18 protein-coding genes are annotated in these 16,572 nt (G+C 73.1%); 10 read left to right on the top strand and 8 right to left on the bottom strand.

Annotated features, from left to right (window positions below; translation table 11 throughout):
- Positions 1 to 1,095, bottom strand: a complete 1,095-nt coding sequence (locus JJV70_RS20440) for an energy-coupling factor ABC transporter permease (RefSeq protein WP_219049497.1) — start codon at positions 1,093 to 1,095, stop codon at positions 1 to 3.
- Between the two features lie 278 nt (positions 1,096 to 1,373).
- On the opposite strand from JJV70_RS20440, the gene JJV70_RS20435 reads away from it, so the two are divergent.
- The gene (locus JJV70_RS20435) at positions 1,374 to 1,814 is read left to right on the top strand and encodes an SsgA family sporulation/cell division regulator (RefSeq protein WP_257574291.1); all 441 of its coding nucleotides are present in this window, start codon (positions 1,374 to 1,376) and stop codon (positions 1,812 to 1,814) included.
- A gap of 60 nt (positions 1,815 to 1,874) precedes the next feature.
- Here JJV70_RS20435 and JJV70_RS20430 read toward each other — a convergent pair whose 3' ends face one another.
- Positions 1,875 to 4,121, bottom strand: coding sequence for an MMPL family transporter (locus tag JJV70_RS20430; protein WP_219049496.1), 2,247 nt, complete (start codon positions 4,119 to 4,121; stop codon positions 1,875 to 1,877).
- A 347-nt stretch (positions 4,122 to 4,468) separates the two neighbouring features.
- Here JJV70_RS20430 and JJV70_RS20425 point away from each other — a divergent pair, with 347 nt between their 5' ends.
- Positions 4,469 to 7,813: a S41 family peptidase gene (locus JJV70_RS20425; protein ID WP_308294927.1), complete on the top strand. Its 3,345-nt coding sequence runs from the start codon at positions 4,469 to 4,471 to the stop codon at positions 7,811 to 7,813.
- A gap of 104 nt (positions 7,814 to 7,917) precedes the next feature.
- The gene (locus JJV70_RS20420) at positions 7,918 to 8,130 is read left to right on the top strand and encodes a hypothetical protein (RefSeq protein WP_219049495.1); all 213 of its coding nucleotides are present in this window, start codon (positions 7,918 to 7,920) and stop codon (positions 8,128 to 8,130) included.
- 136 nt (positions 8,131 to 8,266) lie between these two features.
- On the opposite strand, the gene JJV70_RS20415 is transcribed toward JJV70_RS20420, so the two are convergent.
- Genes JJV70_RS20415 through JJV70_RS20405 form a run of 3 tightly spaced genes read right to left on the bottom strand, consistent with a single transcriptional unit; the run spans position 8,267 to position 11,663 of the window.
- A complete protein-coding gene (locus tag JJV70_RS20415) occupies positions 8,267 to 9,142 on the bottom strand; it encodes an SDR family oxidoreductase (RefSeq protein ID WP_219049494.1) in 876 nt (291 codons plus the stop codon).
- Entirely contained in the window at positions 9,139 to 10,101 is a 963-nt protein-coding gene (locus JJV70_RS20410) for an alpha/beta fold hydrolase (RefSeq protein WP_219049516.1), read from the bottom strand. Before JJV70_RS20410 ends, JJV70_RS20415 begins: the two co-directional genes overlap by 4 nt.
- A gap of 20 nt (positions 10,102 to 10,121) precedes the next feature.
- Positions 10,122 to 11,663 (bottom strand): NAD(P)/FAD-dependent oxidoreductase, encoded by a 1,542-nt coding sequence (locus JJV70_RS20405; protein ID WP_219049493.1) that lies wholly within the window; start codon positions 11,661 to 11,663, stop codon positions 10,122 to 10,124.
- Between the two features lie 151 nt (positions 11,664 to 11,814).
- Here JJV70_RS20405 and JJV70_RS20400 point away from each other — a divergent pair, with 151 nt between their 5' ends.
- A complete protein-coding gene (locus tag JJV70_RS20400; RefSeq protein WP_374227321.1) occupies positions 11,815 to 12,789 on the top strand; it encodes a MerR family transcriptional regulator in 975 nt (324 codons plus the stop codon).
- A gap of 13 nt (positions 12,790 to 12,802) precedes the next feature.
- On the opposite strand, the gene JJV70_RS20395 is transcribed toward JJV70_RS20400, so the two are convergent.
- The 3 genes from JJV70_RS20395 to JJV70_RS20385 all read right to left on the bottom strand — a co-directional run bounded on the left by JJV70_RS20395 (position 12,803) and on the right by JJV70_RS20385 (position 13,763).
- A complete protein-coding gene (locus JJV70_RS20395) occupies positions 12,803 to 12,964 on the bottom strand; it encodes a hypothetical protein (protein ID WP_219049492.1) in 162 nt (53 codons plus the stop codon).
- Positions 12,965 to 13,134: 170 nt separating this feature from the next.
- A complete protein-coding gene (locus JJV70_RS20390) occupies positions 13,135 to 13,362 on the bottom strand; it encodes a hypothetical protein (protein WP_257574288.1) in 228 nt (75 codons plus the stop codon).
- A gap of 8 nt (positions 13,363 to 13,370) precedes the next feature.
- Positions 13,371 to 13,763, bottom strand: a complete 393-nt coding sequence (locus tag JJV70_RS20385; protein WP_219049490.1) for a hypothetical protein — start codon at positions 13,761 to 13,763, stop codon at positions 13,371 to 13,373.
- 111 nt (positions 13,764 to 13,874) lie between these two features.
- Between JJV70_RS20385 and JJV70_RS20380 the strand changes: the two genes are divergently transcribed.
- From JJV70_RS20380 to JJV70_RS20355, 6 genes are all read left to right on the top strand, one after another.
- Complete coding sequence (locus JJV70_RS20380; protein WP_219049489.1) at positions 13,875 to 14,705, top strand: helix-turn-helix transcriptional regulator; 831 nt, start codon at positions 13,875 to 13,877, stop codon at positions 14,703 to 14,705.
- A 26-nt stretch (positions 14,706 to 14,731) separates the two neighbouring features.
- Entirely contained in the window at positions 14,732 to 14,923 is a 192-nt protein-coding gene (locus JJV70_RS20375; protein WP_374227320.1) for a DUF397 domain-containing protein, read from the top strand.
- Between the two features lie 14 nt (positions 14,924 to 14,937).
- On the top strand, positions 14,938 to 15,129 hold the full coding sequence (locus JJV70_RS20370; RefSeq protein ID WP_219049487.1) for a DUF397 domain-containing protein: 192 nt from the start codon (positions 14,938 to 14,940) through the stop codon (positions 15,127 to 15,129).
- On the top strand, positions 15,126 to 15,443 hold the full coding sequence (locus JJV70_RS20365) for a putative quinol monooxygenase (protein ID WP_219049486.1): 318 nt from the start codon (positions 15,126 to 15,128) through the stop codon (positions 15,441 to 15,443). Before JJV70_RS20370 ends, JJV70_RS20365 begins: the two co-directional genes overlap by 4 nt.
- 31 nt (positions 15,444 to 15,474) lie before the next feature.
- Positions 15,475 to 15,873, top strand: coding sequence for a YchJ family protein (locus JJV70_RS20360; RefSeq protein ID WP_219049485.1), 399 nt, complete (start codon positions 15,475 to 15,477; stop codon positions 15,871 to 15,873).
- A gap of 104 nt (positions 15,874 to 15,977) precedes the next feature.
- Positions 15,978 to 16,241, top strand: coding sequence for a hypothetical protein (locus JJV70_RS20355; RefSeq protein ID WP_219049484.1), 264 nt, complete (start codon positions 15,978 to 15,980; stop codon positions 16,239 to 16,241).
- Positions 16,242 to 16,572: the final 331 nt, after the last annotated feature.

The raw sequence follows: 16,572 nt of genomic DNA, 5'->3' as shown, positions 1-16,572 counted from the left end.
TCAGACCTTCTCGCGGTCGGCGTGCCCGGCGCTGTCCGCGCGCCCGGCGTCCCGCTGCTCTTCCTCGCCCGCCCCCCTGCGGCGGGCGAGGAAGAAGACGCCAGCGCCCACGGCGAGCGTCGCGCTGACGCCGAGGAGCCCGGCCAGGCCGCCCGAGAGCCGCTCGTTGTCCACCCCTTCGACGCCGTAGTCGGCGGTCGGGGCGTCGGCGGTGGCGCTGTCCTCGGCCTGCTGGATGATGCCGTGGTCGGTGGCCACGCGCTCCAGCCCGTCCAGCTCGGAGGAGGCGTAGAAGCTGACGAAGCAGGCGCACACCACGGTGGCCGCCAGCCCGCCGAGCCACAGCGGACGTCCGGAGCGCGCGCCGGAGCGGGCGGGCGCTCCGGGCGCGGCGGGCGTCGGCTGCGCGGTCTGTTCCCCGGACGGGGTGCGCAGCACCAGCGGCGCCCGCAGGTCCCGCGCGCCGTACACCAGGTCAGGGCGTACGGCGAGCACGGCGCTGACGGTGAGCGCGGTGATCATGCCCTCCCCGACGCCGATGGCCGCGTGGACGCCGGTCATCGCGGCGAAGACGGTGCCGGTGTCGATGTCCGCGGTGCCGCCGAGCGCGAAGAGCAGCGTGAACACCATGGCGGCGACCGGGACGGAGACGAAGGCGGCCGTGAACGCGGCGGCCGTCACCGCACTGCGGCGGCGCGGCAGCACCTTCGCCACCAGCCGGAACAGCGGGTACGCGACACCGACGGCGACGAGGCCGAGCAAGGTGATGTTCACGCCCAGCGCGGTCACCCCGCCGTCGGCGAACATCAGCGCCTGCATCAGCAGCACCACGGACAGGCAGAGCACGGCCGTGTACGGCCCCACGAGTACGGCCGCGAGCGCGCCGCCCATCAGGTGGCCGCTGGTCCCGGCCCCGACCGGGAAGTTGATCATCTGCACGGCGAAGATGAAGGCGGCGACGAGCCCGGCCAGCGGCGCCCTCCGCTCGTCCAGCTCGCGCCGCGCACCACGCAGCGACACGGCGACGGCAGCGGCGGCCACCGCGCCCGCGCCGACCGATACAGGGGCGTTGAAGAACCCGTCGGGTACGTGCATGAGCGTTCGCCTCCGGTCGGCGGTTCGTGGTGCGATCCGATCGCTGGGGCGACCACACGATCGCTGGGGGGCGACCACACGATGATAGGCACCACCTGCGAAGGAGTTGCAAGAGCGCATGCATGCCAGCAGGGGCGCACGCAGGGCGCACCAAGGCCGGGCCACGCCCCGCCCGGCCCGCTGTGGGACACCTCACAGCGCGGTAGCGGTACCGAAGGCGGGGTTTCGGGAGTCTTACTCCGTGACGGGCAAGCGCCCGCCGCGAAGGAGCACTGACCATGCCGTTCCCACCGTCCACCCCCTCGATGCCCTCCACGCCGATCACCATTGAGCACACGGTGCGGGCGCGCCTGCTGAGCAGCCCGGACGCCGAGCAGGTGCCCGCCACCCTGCACTACGACAGTTCCGACCCGCTGGCCCTGGCCGTCACCTTCCCGGCCGAGGCGGCGCTGGAGGGCTCCGAGGTGACGTGGGTGTTCGGGCGGGACCTGCTGGCCGCCGCCCTGCGCGGCCCCGCCGGTGAGGGCGACGTGCGGTTCTGGTCGGACCACCCGGGCCGCACGCTGCTGGAGTTGCGCGCCCCGCAGGGCACCGCCGTGGTCGAACTCGGCACGCGGGAGCTGGACCGCTTCCTCGCCGCGACGTACGCCTTCGTCCCCACCACCGACGAACTGACCCGCCTGAACCTGGACCACACCATCACCGCCCTCTTGACCTGACCCGCTTGGGGCACACGCGGTGCCGGGCAGGCGGCCTGCGGGGCCGCCTGCCCGGGGGTGTCAGACTCGGGCCGGGTCGGTCTCGGGCCGGGTCGGGGGCGGGCCGTCGGCCGTGGCGAGGTGGCGGGCCAGGCGCTCGCCCTCGACGTCAACGTTCGGCAGCGCGCGGTCCAGCCAGCGCGGCAGCCACCACGCCTTGTCGCCGAGCAGCCCCAGCACGGCCGGGACGAGGGCCATGCGCACCACGAAGGCGTCGAAGAGGATGGCGACGGCGAGACCGAAGCCGATCATCTTGATCATCGCGTCCCCGGCACCGATGAAGCCCGCGAAGACGCTGATCATGATGACCGCCGCCGCCGTGACCACCCGGGCGCCGAGCTGGAACCCGGTGACGATCGCCTGTGCGGGCCGCTCGCCGTGCACGTACGCCTCGCGCATCCGCGTGACCAGGAAGACCTCGTAGTCCATGGCCAGGCCGAAGATCACGCCGACCATGAAGATCGGCATCATGCTCATGATCGGCCCGGTCTGCTCCACCCCGAGGAGGCCGGCCAGCCAGCCCCACTGGAAGACGGCGACGACGGACCCGAGCGCGGCCAGCACGGACAGCAGGAAGCCCAGTGCGGCCTTCAGCGGCACCAGCACCGAGCGGAACACCATCAGCAGCAGCACGAACGCGAGCCCGACGACCAGCGACAGGTAGGGCACCAGGGCGTCGTCCATGACCTGGGAGAAGTCGATGGCGATGGCGGTGGCGCCGGAGACGAGCACGGTGGCGCCGGTGTCCGCCTGGATCGACGCCGCGCGCTCCCGGATCTCGCGTACCACCCGCTCGGTTTGCGGGCTGCTGGGCCGGGACTCGGGGATGGCCGTGATGACCGCCGTGTCGCCCTCGCGGGTGAGCTCCGGCGGGCTCGCGGCGACGACGCCGTCCACCGAGGCCACCGATTCGGCCACCTCGCCGGCGACCCGCTCGCGCTCGGCGGCGGGCACGTCGGCGAGGTCGGTGACGGCCAGCAGCGGGCCGTTGACCCCGGGGCCGAAGCCCTCGGCTATCAGGTCGTAGGCACGGCGCTGGGTGGTGGACTCCGGCTGGTTGCCCTCGTCGGGCAGACCGAGGTTCATCGAGCTGACGGGCACGGCGAGCACACCGAGGCCGATGACGGCGGTGAGCAGGACGAGGACCGGGCGGCGCAGCGTGAACCGGGCCCAGCGCACGCCCATGGGCTGCTTGGCGTCCAGGTCGGCGGCGGGCGGCACCCCGGTCTCCGGGTTGGCGGCACGCACCTTGCGGCCGAAGATCCGCTTGCCGACCATGCCGAGTGCGGCCGGGACGAGCGTGATGGCGACCAGCACCGCGATGACGACGGTTCCGGCGGCGGCCAGGCCCATCTTCGTCAGCAGCGGCACGCCCACGATGGTCAGCCCGGCCAGCGCGATGACGACGGTGAGTCCGGCGAAGACGACCGCCGAGCCCGCGGTGCCCACGGCCCGGCCCGCGGCCTCCTCGCGGGGGTGGCCCGCGATCAGCTCGGCCCGGTAGCGGGAGGCGATGAACAGCGCGTAGTCGATGCCGACCGCGAGGCCGATCATCATGGCCAGCGTGATCGTGGTGGCGGACAGTCCCAGCGTGGCGCCGAGCGCGGTCACGCCGGTGACGCCGATGCTGACGCCGATGAGCGCGGTGATCAGCGGCAGCCCGGCGGCCACCAGAGAACCGAAGGTGAGGATGAGCACGATCGCGGCGACCGCGATGCCGATGATCTCGCCCTGGCCCATGTCCGGCTCGGTGAACAGGGCGTCGCCGCCGATCTCGACGGTCAGGCCCTCCTCGCGTCCGGCCGCCGCCGCGTCCCGCAGCTGGTCGCGGGTGGTGTCGGTGAGTTCCATCATCGGGACCTGGTAGCTCACCGAGGCGTAGGCGGTGGTGCCGTCCTGGCTGATCTGGCCCTCGCCCTGGAACGGCCCGGCGACGGCGGCGACCTGCGGGCTCTTGTCGGGCGCCAGCCGGGCGAGGACCTGCTCGACCTCCCGCTGGTGGTCGCCGTCGGTGATCTTCTCCCCCTCGGGGGCCTGGAAGACGACGCGGGCCGTCGCCCCGTCGGCGGCGTACTCGGGCGAGCGCTCGGCCAGGAGGTCGAAGGCGGCCTGGGACTCGGTGCCGGGCAGGGCGAACTCGTCGTCCGGCGGGTCGGAGGCGACGGAGGCGGCGCCGATCACGGCGACGAGCAGCGCCGCCCACAGCAGGGCGACGATGCGGCGGCGGCGGAAGGCGAGCCGTCCGAGTCGGTAGAGGAACGTGGCCACGTCGGCGTTCTCCGGTCTGTCGGGCGGTGGTGACCCGCGGTACTGGCTGGTGCTGAGCGTGCTCGCTGTGCTGAGCGTTCTGGCTGGTGCTGAGCGGGCTCGGTGGTGCTGAGCGTTCGGTGGTGCTGCGGTCAGGCGGGGAGGGCGGCAGACAGGGCAACCCCTCACGGAACAGACGCCGCAGGGGGCCGGTTCGTGTGACCCGCACCGGCCCACTGAGGCGCAGATCACACGATCCGGGTTGAACTGAGCACTCCGCTCCTGCGTCACCGGTGCCGTCACCCCCGCCAGCCCGGCGTGCGGGCGCCGAGTTGCCGGGGCCCTGGCGCGGCCGAACCATAAGAGGGGTGAGTGCCGACGCCGCGCCTTCCTCGTACCTACGCTACCCACACCTCCACGGCGACCTGCTCTGCTTCGTCACCGAGGACGACCTGTGGGCTGCCCCCCTCGGGGCCGAGGGCGAGCGTCCCGGCCGCGCCTGGCGGCTCACCGTGGACCGCACCCGCACCGGCCCGCCCCGCTTCTCCCCCGACGGCCGCCACATCGCCTTCACCACCTGGCGCAGCCTGGACCCGGAAATCCACCTGGTGGACGCCACCGGCGGCCCGGCGCGGCGGCTGACGTACTGGGGCGCGCCCGACACCCGGGTGTGCGGCTGGACACCGGACGGTGACATCCTCGCCGTCGCCTCGCACGGGCAGCCCTTCTCCTACTTCACCTGGGCCTACCGCCTGCCGCTGGACGGCAGCCCGGGCGGGAAGCTGCCGTGGGGCCCGTGCGCGGATCTGGCCGTCGCCGACCTGCACGGCTACCCCGGCGGCGAGCGGCGCACCCTGCTGCTCACCGGCAAGCCGCCGCACGACCCGGCCGCCTGGAAGCGCTACCGGGGCGGCGCGCGGGGACGCCTGTGGCTGCACGGCCAGCGCCTGCTGCCCGACCTGGACGGCCATCTCGACTGCCCCCTGCTCGTGCGCGACCCGCACGCGCCCCGGGACGCCAGCGGGCACCCCGCCTGGCGGGTGGCGTTCCTCTCCGACCACGAGGGTGTCGGCAACCTCTACTCCTGCCGCACCGACGGCACCGACCTGCGCCGCCACACCGACCACGCCGACTTCTACGCCCGCGGCGCCGCCACCGACGGCACCCGCGTCGTCTACAGCTGCGCGGGTGAGCTGTGGCTGGCCGAGGACCTGCGTCCGGGCGCCACGCCGCGCCGCCTGGCCGTCGAGCTGGGCGGGCCGCGCGCCGGGCGCCGCGCCTACCAGGTGCCCGCCGCGCTGCACCTGGACGCGCTGGCCGTGGACACCACCGGCCGCGCCAGTGCCGTCTGCGTCGGCGGCAGCCTGTACTGGCTCACCCACCGTGACGGCCCGGCCCGCGCCATCTCCACCACGCCGGGCGTGCGGGTGCGGCTGCCGGAGATGCTGGGTTCCACCGGCCGCATCGCCTACGTCACCGACGCCGAGGGTGAGGACGCCGTCGAGATCGCCTACCTGCCGCGCGCCTCCGGTGGCCAGGACCCGCACCGGGTGGCCGCCGGACGCCTGGGCCGGGTGCACGAGCTGGTCGCCTCACCGGGCGGCGACACCCTCGCCGTCGCCGCGCACGACGGACGCCTGTTGCTCCTGGACCTGACGGAGGCCCTGGCCCCCGAGGACGAGCGGCTTCCGCAGCCGCCGGTCACCGAGCTGATCCGCTCCACCAACGGCCCGGTGCGCGACCTGGCGTTCTCCCCCGACGGCCAGTGGCTGGCCTGGTCGCACCCGGGGGTGGGCCGCACCCTGCGCGAGATCCGCGTCGCGCGCCTGGCGGACGGCACGGTCATCGACGTCACGGACGGCCGGTTCGAGGACGAGCAGCCGGTGTTCACCCGCGACGGCCGCTACCTCGCCTTCCTCTCCTGGCGCGGCTTCGACCCGGTCTACGACGTGCACACCGGCGACCTGTCCTTCCCTCTCGGCTGCCGCCCGCACCTGGTGCCGCTGTCCTCGGCCACACCCTCCCCCTTCGCCCTGAGCCCCGAGGGCCGCCCGGCCGCCGGCGGCCTGGACCCCGGTGACCTGGACGGCGGCGGCGAGGACCGCCCGGTGACGGTGGAGGCCGAGGGCCTGGCCAGCCGCGTCACCCCGTTCCCGGTGACGGCGTCCAAGTACAGCGGGCTGTACCCCGTGGCGGGCGGCGGCCTGCTGTGGCTGCGCTTCCCGATCTCCGGCGCGCTCGGCGAGACCTTCGCCAACCCCGCCGACACCTCCGGGCGCCCCACCCTGGAGCACTTCGTCCTGACCCGTGCCAAGCGCACCGAACTGAGCGCCGACGTGGACTCCTTCGCCGTCAGCGGCGACGGCACCCGCATGGTGATCAACGACGACGGCGACCTGCGCGCCGTCCCCGCCAGCGAGCAGGCCGACTCCGACTCCACCGTCTGGCTCGACCTGCGCCGCATCCTGCACGAGGCGCATCCCGGCGCCCAGTGGCGGCAGGCGTACGAGGAGGCGGGCCGCATCACCCGCGCCTACTTCTGGGACCCGGGCATGTGCGGCATCGACTGGGACGCCGTGCTGGCCCAGTACCGGCCGCTGGTGGACCGCGTCGCCAGCCCCGACGAGTTCGCCGACCTGCTGCGCGAGGTGCTGGGCGAACTGGGCACCTCGCACGCCTACGTCGCCCCGCCGCGCCGGGGCGAGGGTCCGCCGCACTACCAGCGCCCGATCGGGCTGCTCGGCGCCAACCTCGTCCGCACCCATGAGGGGGCCTGGCAGGTGCGGCGCATCCTGCCCGGTGAGTCCTCCGACCCCAAGGCCCGCTCCCCGCTGGCCGGTTCCGGCATCCGTGACGGCGCCGTGCTCACCCACGTGGACGGCCGTCCGGTGGACCCGGTCGCCGGTCCCTATCCGCTGCTGGCCGGGGCGGGCGGCACCACCGTGGAGCTGACGTTCCGTGGCCCGGACGGCTGTGGACCCGCGCGCCGCGTCGCCGTCGTCCCGCTCATCGACGAGCGGCCCCTGCGCTACCAGGACTGGGTGGCCAAACGGCGTGCGGTGGTGCGCGAGCTGAGCGACGGCCGGTGCGGCTACCTGCACATCCCCGACATGGGCGGCTCCGGCTGGGCGCAGTTCAACCGCGATCTGCGCATGGAGGTCTCCCTGCCCGCGCTCATCGTGGACGTCCGGGGCAACGCGGGCGGCAACATCAGCGAGCTGGTGGTGGAGAGCCTGACCCGCGCGATCCTCGGCTGGGACCTCACCCGGGACGCCGAACCCGTCTCCTACACCTCCAACGCCCCGCGCGGCCCGGTCGTCGCGCTCGCCGACGAGGCCACCTCCTCCGACGGCGACATGATCACCGCCGCGTTCCGCCTGCTGAAGCTCGGGCCGGTGGTGGGCACGCGCACCTGGGGCGGCGTCGTCGGCATGACGGGGCGTCACCGGCTGGGCGACGGCACGGTCATCACGGTGCCGATGAACGCCGCCTGGTTCGACGCCTACGGCTGGGACGTGGAGAACCACGGCGTCGCCCCCGACATCGAGGCGCTGCGCACCCCACTGGACTGGGCCGAGGGCCGCTACGTCGTCCTGGCCACCGCCGTGCGCACCGCGCTGGACCTGCTGGAGCGCCACCCCGCCAGCGTCCCGCCCAGCTACGACACCGCCCCCGACCGCCGCCGCCCGCCGCTGCCGCCGCGCGGTGACTAGGTCCGTCGCAAGTGTCCGGAATGCGAGGAATGCGGCTGCGTGTCAGGCTGAGCACGGCTCAACCACCGCTGAGCCACCCACCCTCACTTGGGAGTGAACACAGCATGGGCATGCAGGACAAGGCACGGGACATGAAGGACAAGGCCGAGCGCGCTCGCGACGAGGCCCAGCGGCGCGGCGACCGCGAGCGCGGCACCGACCGCGAGCGGGGCGCTGACCGCGAGAGCGAGCGCGGCCAGGGCATGCAGGAGCGCCTGCAAGACGAGCGCGACCGCATGGACGACACGATGGACGACCTGCGCGACCGCGACCGGTAACGCGCCGCCGCGCGAGCGGCCCACCGCGAGCGCCGGACGGGCTGAACCCAGCTCGTCCGGCGCTTGCGGTCAGCACGGAAGCCGCTCTCGGGGCCTGGGGGTTACCCCCGTTGCGGGAGGGGCGGGACGGGTGTGCCTACCCCCGCTCCCGCTCGTCCGCCGCGCCGCCCGCGCCCACGAGTCCCACCGGTTCCGCTTCCTCCACCCGCGAGGCGAACCGCGCGACCCGCCCGGCCGCCGCAGGACCGATCAGCGGCGGCAGCCAGCCCCGCATGACCTGCGGGCCGCGCAGCCACCACTGTCCGTACACGTGGAACGCGCGCCGCTCGACGCCGTCCACGATGCGGTCCACCGCCGGGCTTAGCGGGTACGTCTTGTTCATCGGCCACGGCAGCGTCCGGCGCAGGTCGCGCATCAGGTCGTGCGCGTCCGCGCCGCGCACCATGTCGGTGTCCGTCCAGCTCAGGTAGCCGACGCCGACCCGCACCCCCCGGTAGGCGACCTCCGCGCGCAGGCTGTGCACGAACGCCTCCACGCCCGCCTTCGACGCGCAGTACGCCGTCATCATCGGCCCCGGGATGACCGCGGCCAGCGAGGCGATCTGGAGGAAGTACCCCCGGGAGCGGAGCAGCAGCGGCAGGAAGGCCCGCGCCGTCACCGTGCCGCCGAGCAGGTTCACCTCGATGACCCGCCGCCACGCCTGGGCCTGCGAGGTGGCGAACGGCCCGCCGGAGGCGACACCCGCGTTGCCGACGACGACGTCCACCCTGCCGAACCGGTCCCCCACCGCCTGCGCGACCCGCACCATCGCCACCTCGTCGGTGACGTCGGCGTGCCAGTGCGCGGCGTCCGTGGGCAGACTCGCGCAGACCCGCCTCAGCTCCTCCGGCTCCAGACCCACCAGGGCGATCTTCGCTCCGCGCGCCGCCAGCTTGCGGGCCAGCAGCTCACCCACGCCGCGCGCCCCGCCGGTGATCACCACGACCTGCCCGTCCACGTTCCAGCGCTTCATACCGTCTCCTCCCACTGGTCCTGCCGCTCGCGCGGCGTCGTCAGGTGTGCGCGCGCCAGGCCGCGCAGTACGTCCGTCACCGCCGCCGGGTCCTCCACGGGCACCATGTGGCCCAGGCCCGGGAGCTCGTGCAGGCCCACGCAGTTCGGCAGCGCGGCCACCAGCGCGCGGGCGTGGCGGCGCGGCGTGAGGCGGTCTCGCGTGCCGACGAGCACGGCCGTGGGCGCCGTCAGCCGCGGCACCTGATGCCCCAGCGCCAGCGAGCCCAGCACCCGGCCCCAGCCCGCGCGGACCCGGCGGGGGCACGCGTGCACGACGCGGGCGACGGCCTCCCGCTGCTCCGCCGTGGCACCCGGCCCCAGCGTCGCGTAGGCCAGCACCCGCCGGGTTACCGGCGTCACCGGGCCGAGCGGCAGCGCGGAGCTGAGCAGCAGCCGGTGTGCGCGTGACCGCGCGGCCCGCCCCGGCAGCGGCAGCACGCGCGCCCGGGGCGCCAGGTGCTCCGCGCCGGTGCTGCACAGCAGCAGCGCGGCGGCCCGGCGGCGCAGGGTGGGGCGGCTCGCGGCGGCCATGAGCGTCATGCCGCCCATCGAGTGGCCGCCGAGCACGGCCCGCTGCCCCGGCGCGAGCACGGCGTCCAGGACGGCGCACAGGTCGTCGGCGAGCGCCTGGGTGCTGTAGGCGCCCCGGGCGGGCGCGGAACGGCCGTGCCCGCGCTGGTCGTAGGCGATGACGCGGTATCCGTCGGCCACCAGGCGGCGGATGACCGGCGCCCAGAACGCGACGGAGCAGGTCCAGCCGTGCACGAGCACCACCGTGGGTCCGTCGTCCGGGCCGTGCTCGGCGACGTGCAGCCGCGCCCCGGCGCTGGAGATGACCTCGCGCTCCCGCGTGGGTGCGGGCGGATCGTAGGGCTGCCCGGCGGTGGCGTGCGCCGGGTGGCTGGTGCGGCGGCTCATGCGGCGGCCGGGGTGGCGGCTCATGCGGCGGCCTCCTCGGTGACGGGCGCGGGCTGGGCGGCACGGGCCGGGGTGCCGGGCCGCAGCACGTCGTACTCGGTGAGCCGTACCTGACGCGTCACCCGGCGGAACTCGGACGTCGTGCCCGGCCACACCGTGGTGTTGCGCCCGCTGGCGTCCTGGTACCAGCTGTGACAGCCGCCGGTCTGCCACACGGTGCGCCGCATGCGCTCCTGTACGTGGTCGCTCCACGCCCGCACCGCCTCGGCGCGGGCGTCGAGCGCGACGCGTCCGCCGAGGGTGTCGAGGTGACGCAGGTAGTCGATCAGGTAGTTCAGCTGGGCCTCGATGATGAGGATCATCGAGCTGTTCCCGAGCCCGGTATTGGGGCCGACGACCGTCATGAAGTTGGGGAACCCGGCCTGGCTGGCCCCGCGCAGCGCCTGCATGCCGCCGCTCCAGGACTCGGCCAGCGTCCTCCCGCCGACGCCCTTGATCCGCCGCGCGATCGGCGTTTCCGTGACGTGGAAGCCGGTGCCGAAGATGACGGCGTCCACCTCCGTCTCGGTGCCGTCAGCGGCTACGAGCGTGCTGCCGCGCACCTCCCGCAGCCCGGACGCGACGAGGTCCACGTTGGGCTGCGCGAGCGCCGGGTAGTAGGAGTTGGACAGCAGGATGCGCTTGCAGCCGATGCGGTAGTCGGGGGTGAGCTGCCGCCGCAGCACCGGGTCCTTGATGACGCGCTTCATATGGGCCGACGCCAGCTTCTCCACCAAGCCCAGCTCGCCCGGGTGTTTGGTGAACGCGCCCACCTGCAACTCGCGGATGGCCCACAGCAGTTGGCGGCGCAGGTACCGGGTGGCGGGCAGCGTGCGGTGCAGCCAGCGTTCGGCGCCGCTGATCCGGCGGTCCACGCGCGGCAGCACCCACGGCGGCGTGCGCTGGAACAGCGTCAGGTGGCCGACGTCGGGCTGGATCGCGGGCACGACCTGGATGGCGGACGCCCCGGTGCCGATCATGGCGACGCGCTTGCCGCGCAGGTCGTAGCCGTGGTCCCACTGCCCGGAGTGGAACACCGCGCCGGGGAAGCTCGCGAGACCGGGGATGTCCGGAATCTTGGGGTCGGACAGCGGTCCGGCGGCGGAGACGAGCAGGTCGGCGGTGAGGGTGCCCTGCGAGGTCTCCACCACCCAGTGCAGCGCCTCGCCGTCCCAGCTCGCCTGGAGCACCTCGTGCCGGAACCGGATGTGCTGACGCAGCCCGAAGGTGTCGGCGACGTCCTCCAGGTAGGCGCGGATGTGCTCCTGCCCGGAGAAGCTGCGCGGCCAGTCGGGGTTGGGCGCGAAGGAGAACGAGTACAGGTGCGAGGGCACGTCGCAGGCGCACCCGGGGTAGGTGTTGTCGTGCCACGTCCCGCCGACCGCGTCCCGGCGCTCCAGCACCACGAAGTCCGTGACGCCCGCGCGGCGCAGGCGTACGGCGGCTCCCAGGCCGCCGAACCCCGACCCGATCACCGCCACCCGCAGATGTTCGTGTTCCCGCTCGTGTTCCCGCTCGGTCATGCCGCGCCCTCCCGGTCGGAACCGTGCCAGCAATCACTGGCGCAATGGCACTGTAGGGGAGGCGCCTACGCGTGGGTAGAGGTCGCGCGCAGAAAAGTTACCGCCGGTCGCACCCCGGGGTCCCCACGCCGCCACCCCATAGGCTGACGGCGTGGGGACCACCGACAAGGACACCAACGCACCCGCCGACCCAGCGGCCCGGGCCGCCCGGGGCGCCAGGGCCGCCACCAGCGTGCCCGGAAGCACGGCACCGGGCGCGGCGGCCAGCGCGGTGACCGGCACCACCAGCGACGCGCCCGCCGACCCGCCCGCCGACGCGACCGCCGACAGCCGCGAGTACCGCATGACGGAGCTGGCCGAACAGGCCGGTATCACCGTCCGCACCGTGCGCTTCTACCGCGAACGCGGCCTGCTCTCCCCACCCCGCCGCGAGGGACGCATCGCCTGGTACAACGAACACCACCTGGCCCGGCTGCGCACCATCCAGGCCCTCCTCTCCCGTGGCCACACCCTGGGCGGCATCGCCGAACTGCTGGTCGCGTTCGAAAAGGGCCGCGACTCCCGCAGCGCCGCCGAACTCCTGGGCATCGGCCCCGCCCCCGCCCCGCCGTTCTCCGAGGAGACACCGGTCCGCCTGACCCCCGAGGAACTGGCCGCCCACTTCCCCGGCGAGGACACCCCGGACAACCTCTCCGACTCCATCAACCTCGGCTACCTCGCCATCGAGGGCGACGAGATCGTCCACGTCAGCCGCCGCCTGCTGGACGCGTCCGCCGCCCTGGTCCGCGAAGGCATCCCGCTGTCCCGGGTCCTCACCGGTGCCCGCGAGGTGCGCCACCAGGTCGAGGCCATCGCAGCCGTCTTCGGCAGCCTCCTGGCCGAACACCTCCTCGCCGACGACCGCCCCCTCCCCGACGTCACCGCCGCCGTCGAACGCCTCCGCCCGCACGCCAAACAGGTCGTGGACGCCGAACTGGCCATGGCCCTCGACCGCCGCGTCCGCACCGAATTCGACCACTGGATCTCCCACCACCGCGCGCCGGAATCCTCAGCGGACCCGGAGCCGCCAGCGGACCCGGAGTCACCGCAGAGGCCGGAGTCACCAGAGCACCCGAGTACGCCATAACCGCGCCGCACGGCTACAGCGTCTCCGGCGCCCCACCCGGCGAGCAGCGCTCACCGTGCCGCAGGACGTAGCGCCGGACGACGCCGAACGCGTCCGGGTCCAGCACAACCGGCGCGGACAGCACCGGACGCTCCCACTCCCCCTCGGCGCGCAGTGACCGCACGGGCGCCCGCACGGGCCGACGCGGCGACCACGAGGATCGCGGGGACCGCGTGCGCAGAGGACACCACGGCGCGACCACAACGGTTCGGCCCCGCGCACCGCGACGGCGGCGCCCCGTGCCCGGCAGCACACGGGCCAGCACACCGGCCACCACCCCGACCGCCAGCGCCCACAGCCGGGCGCTCACCGCCAACTCCCCGGCACGACGCGGTACGGGAGCCGCACCAGCCGCCGGTAGGTGAAGTGCTCCGGCTGCTCCCGCACGTGCCGCAGCGCCCACCGCGTGGCCTCCCCCAGCTCCCCGGCCTCCGGCCCCGTCACCCCGCACACCGCGCACTGCATGACGTGGGCGACGGGCTCGGCGTCCGGCTCCTCGTCGCGGCACACCGTGTACTCCCGGAACCGGAACACGCGCCGCGTCACCGCCGGGCCAGCCCGTCAAGGTGGGCCTGGATCGCCCGCCTCAACCGCTCCGCCCGCACGGCGAGCTCGCCGCCCCCGGCCCGTCCCGCCACCGGGACCCGGCTCTCACCCCGGTGCGCGCGCAACAGCTCGGCGTAGGCTCCCAACAGCTGCTCGCACGCCGCACAGGGCGCCGTCCCCCTGCGCACCACCGCCGCCAGCTCGCGCGCGCCACCGGGCAGCATGCTGCCCAACTCCACGAGCCGCACGACACCGTGCTCCGGCGCGTCCCACACCCGCCGGTCCACGTGCACCCCGGGCACGCACACCCCTGCCGCCGCCAACGCCGCCCGCAACTCCGCGACCGCCCCTTCCGCCTCACCCACCCTGCCGTCAGCAATCACGTTCACAGCCCCTTCCTGGCGATCTTTACGTTCCGTGCTCCCAGGATCGCCCTGTGCGCGTATCATCTGAAAGAGCGTCACGTCCCACAAGCGCGCTTGGGAAAAGGGAGTTGCCCCATGGGAAGGCCCGCACACCCGCTGACCCCGCACCGCTCCGCCCGCCACCTCTTCGGTGCCGAACTCCGCAGACACCGCGAGCTGGCCAGCATGAGCCTGGAACGGCTCGCGGAGGTCGTGAACTACAGCAAGAGCCACCTGGCCCGGATCGAGACCGCCGAGACGATGATCCCGCCCCAGCTCCCGGCACAACTGGACGCCGCCTTCGGAACCGACGGCTTCTTCCAGCGCCTCTACGCCCTGGCCCGAACCGAGGTCCACCCGGACCGGTACCGACGCCGGATGGAGCTGGAAACCCGCGCCCGCGTCATCGACGAGTACGCCGGTCACCTCGTCCCCGGCATCCTCCAGACCGAGCCCTACGCCCGCGCGATCTTCCGCGTCAGCGACGACACCGCAACACCCGACGAGATCGAGGCGAGGGTCGCTGCCAGAATGAGCCGCCAGACGCTGCTGCGTTCAGAGACACTGTCCGAGATGACGGTGATCCTGGACGAAGCGGTGATCCGCCGCCCAGTGGGCGGCCAGGCCGTCATGAAGGACCAGCTCGCACGTCTGATCCCCCTGACCGAGACGCCAAGCACCCTGATCCAGCTTCTTCCGTTCGAACATGGTGAACACCCGCTGCTCGGAGGGACGCTGACCTTGATGACACTCACCGACCGCACCTGTGTGGCATACGAGGAAGGCATCGCCAGTGGCACACTCCTGGAGGATCAGGAACGCGTTGCGATGCGGCGTCGGGCATACGATCGGATGAGAGCGCACGCCCTGTCGCCGAGGAAGACGGCGGCCGTTCTGTCTACAGCAATGGAGGCACTGTCATCATGAACCGGATTCCCCTGAGCATTTCGCCCATGACCTGGGTCAAGTCCAGCTACAGCAACGGTGACGGCGGCGGATGCGTCGAGTGGGCGCCGTCCGCCACCACCACCGGAGCCGTACCGGTCCGAGACTCCAAGGAGCCCACCGGGCCGGTCCTGTCCTTCACCTCACACGGCTGGACCACCTTCGTCACCGCAGTCAAACGGGACAACTTCACCGCCTGACAAGGGGAACCGAGATGACCTGGGTCAAGTCCACCTACAGCAACGGTGGGGGCGGTGGATGCGTCGAGTGGGCGCCGTCCGCCGCCGCCACCGGAGCCGTACCGGTCCGAGACTCCAAGGAGCCCACCGGACCCGTGCTCACGTTCCCGCGCACGGGGTGGACGGCGTTTGTCGGCGCCGTCCGGTGTGGCCGGTTCACCCCATGAGCGGCGTCGGCCTCGTCGTGCGGTTCGAGCTGCGCGACGAGGACGCGGCGACGCGGTTCGACGCGCTCACCGAAGCGACCGTCGCCGCGATCCGCCGGACGGAACCGGGAACCCTCGTCTACCTCGTGCACCGGGTGCCGCACGAACCGCTGATGCGGGTCTTCTACGAGTGGTACGCCGACCGCCCGGCATTCGACGCGCACGAGCGGCAACCCCACGTACGCACCTTCCTCCGCCAACGCGACGCCTACCTGACCAATCTGGAGGTCACCTTCCTCCTCGCCCCATACGGCAAAGGACCGGGCGGCGACTGAGCGCCAGCGCGCCGGACGGCACAATGACCGCATGACGGAAGACGCACGCGGGGCAGAGTGCCCATGCGGACGACCGGAGGCATACGAGCACTGCTGCGGACGGCTGCACCGAGGGCACGCCCAGGCAGCGACCCCAGAGGAGTTGATGCGCTCCCGGTACAGCGCGTTCGCCATCGGGGACGTCGGCTACCTACTGTGCACCTGGCACCCGCGCACCCGCCCAGCCCGACTCGACCTCGACCCCGGCCAACGCTGGCTGCGGCTGGACGTGCTGAACAGCAGCGACGGCGGCCCCTTCGGCACGCACGGCACAGTGGAGTTCCGCGCCCACTACACCGCCCACGGCACCCCCGGCACCCTGCACGAACACAGCCGCTTCACCCGCCACGAGGGCGCCTGGGTCTACGTAGACGGCACGATCACCGCCTGACGGCAAGGAAGCGCGACCCACCCCAGCGGACCTGACCACCAACCCCGCCCAGAAACAGCCCACGCTCCGGCCCCAGCTCCCACACCAACGAGCAAGGAACGGGTATGACCACCCGACGACCGGACACCCCAGCAGCGGACACCCCCGCCTCACTCTACGGCGGCGTCTCCCTCACGCTCGGCGTTCTCAGCCTGCTCACCTACGCCCTGCTCGGCATCGCGCTCTCGCTGACGTTCGGCGCCCTCGCCCTCACCTTCGGCATCCTGGGCCTGGTGGCGGGACCGCACCGGATTCTGTGCCTCACCGGCCTCCCCACCGGCGCCCCCAGCGTCCTCTTCTTCCTCTACTTGCTGATCGCCGACGCCTGAAGCACCCCCGCGTTTCTCGGCAGGGCCGATCAATTCAAACGGCGAGCCGCAGCCCCTCGGTCCGAGTGAGTGTCGGGCGATCTACGGTCACCTCACCGCTGGCGAACCCGCAAATCTTCACAGGTCTCCTACAGCACGCCGATCGAGAGCACCGCTAGTCAATGGACTACCGTGGACCGGAAATACTCAACGGCGATCATTTGCGAACCTTCTCCCAAGTGATTACAGCGATTGCAGCCACGGAAATCATCAGAAAGCACCACCACGTGACTGCTCAGGTGGTTGATTACGTGTGAGCGGGTGGCAGCCAGGGGTTTCCGTTGAAGAGGTC

The sequence above is a fragment of the Streptomyces sp. JJ66 genome, assembly GCF_019303495.1.
GTDB lineage: Bacteria > Actinomycetota > Actinomycetes > Streptomycetales > Streptomycetaceae > Streptomyces.
The sequence above is the reverse complement of the archived record's forward strand: the minus strand, read 5'-3'. Positions and strand labels throughout refer to the sequence as shown.

Coding starts and splice junctions, on each gene's coding strand:
- JJV70_RS20440 (WP_219049497.1), bottom strand. CDS start 1,095: ATGCACGTACCCGACGGGTTCTTCAACGCCCCTGTATCGGTCGGCGCG.
- JJV70_RS20435 (WP_257574291.1), top strand. CDS start 1,374: ATGCCGTTCCCACCGTCCACCCCCTCGATGCCCTCCACGCCGATCACC.
- JJV70_RS20420 (WP_219049495.1), top strand. CDS start 7,918: ATGGGCATGCAGGACAAGGCACGGGACATGAAGGACAAGGCCGAGCGC.
- JJV70_RS20415 (WP_219049494.1), bottom strand. CDS start 9,142: ATGAAGCGCTGGAACGTGGACGGGCAGGTCGTGGTGATCACCGGCGGG.
- JJV70_RS20410 (WP_219049516.1), bottom strand. CDS start 10,101: ATGAGCCGCCGCACCAGCCACCCGGCGCACGCCACCGCCGGGCAGCCC.
- JJV70_RS20405 (WP_219049493.1), bottom strand. CDS start 11,663: ATGACCGAGCGGGAACACGAGCGGGAACACGAACATCTGCGGGTGGCG.
- JJV70_RS20380 (WP_219049489.1), top strand. CDS start 13,875: ATGGGAAGGCCCGCACACCCGCTGACCCCGCACCGCTCCGCCCGCCAC.
- JJV70_RS20375 (WP_374227320.1), top strand. CDS start 14,732: ATGACCTGGGTCAAGTCCAGCTACAGCAACGGTGACGGCGGCGGATGC.
- JJV70_RS20370 (WP_219049487.1), top strand. CDS start 14,938: ATGACCTGGGTCAAGTCCACCTACAGCAACGGTGGGGGCGGTGGATGC.
- JJV70_RS20365 (WP_219049486.1), top strand. CDS start 15,126: ATGAGCGGCGTCGGCCTCGTCGTGCGGTTCGAGCTGCGCGACGAGGAC.
- JJV70_RS20360 (WP_219049485.1), top strand. CDS start 15,475: ATGACGGAAGACGCACGCGGGGCAGAGTGCCCATGCGGACGACCGGAG.
- JJV70_RS20355 (WP_219049484.1), top strand. CDS start 15,978: ATGACCACCCGACGACCGGACACCCCAGCAGCGGACACCCCCGCCTCA.